This is a genomic window from Endozoicomonas sp. SESOKO3, from assembly GCF_024606255.1.
In genome coordinates, this window is record NZ_JAHHPR010000003.1 from 1 (window position 1) to 1,131 (window position 1,131).

Sequence of the window (1,131 nt, forward strand, 5' to 3'; positions counted from 1 at the left end):
TGATATTTCTGTGGTGAAGGAAACCGACGAATCCATGCTTTTTCCAGAGCTTTATCTTCTTTAATAAAATCGCGAAGATATCTGCATACCTTGGCTAAACGGGTAATCTCTCGAAAACCCAAATAGCGAATAAGCACAGATTCTACTTCAACGGGCAAATCGAGTAATAAACATTGATTGTTGTTGTAGACACTCACGTATCTACCTGCAATGACACCCGTTGATGCTTCCTCCATTTGAGGTGGCTCAGGTGTTGGCAGGAGTAAACCGTCACTGCCGCAATTGCTTTTCACAGGTTGCATGCCAGATGCCTCCCTGTCTCTAAAGTCATTATTTATCCTCGCTTGGAAAGGACATTAAAAGTAAGTCAGGTCTGTTAGAGTGGTTTTTACAATAGAAGTTCAAAACATTGAGTTCATGGAACCAGAGAAAAGAAGTCATCTATCGCCCCTCCACAGTTCAGTGATTCTCGCCGTGTAATCTGCACAGACGGCCACGACATTTCGCCCATCGGGGCTGAATTTGGCTGAGGTGATCACCGGCCCGTGATAAATGATGGCTTTTTTTATCCACGACCCATCGGGCCTAAGGCCATAAATTTTCGCCGTTTTGTCTTCACCGGCGGTCACCACGAGGCAGCTATCGGGACTGAAGTTGGCTGAGAGGACATAACGCTCATGGGTAATGCTGGCTGTTTCTTCCCATGATCCATCCGCCTGCAGGCTGTAGATTTTTATCGTGTCAAGGCAATCGGTGGTGACTATATGGTGGCCATCGGCGCTGAAGCTGGCCGACAAGACCGGAGCATTTTGGCAAAAGGTGTATTTTGTTTCCCATGATCCATTGGTTTGCCGTTCGTGGATTTTCACAGTTTTGTCCAGACTGGCGGTCACCACAAGGCGGTCATCGGGACTGAAAGAGGCTGATTTGACCGCATTTTTATGGGTAATGGTGGTCATTTCTCCCCATAATCCATCGTGTAGGCCATAGATTTTCGCTGTTTTATCGTGACTGGCGGTTAATAGATGACGGCCATCGGCACTGAAGGCGGCTGATATGACAAAACAATTATGGGTAATGGTGGTTTTCACTTCCCATGAGCCATGGTGTTCCTGATGATAGATGGTCGCA

Annotated in this window: 2 protein-coding genes; both read right to left on the reverse strand. The window is 46.9% G+C overall.

What is annotated here, in order from left to right; translation table 11 throughout:
- The coding region (locus tag KDK18_RS00020) for an F-box protein (protein ID WP_257252298.1) at positions 1-293 on the reverse strand (293 nt) is incomplete at its 3' end.
- Between the two features lie 144 nt (positions 294-437).
- Positions 438-1,131 (reverse strand): WD40 repeat domain-containing protein (locus KDK18_RS00025; RefSeq protein ID WP_257252299.1); only part of this gene is annotated, 694 nt, incomplete at its 5' end.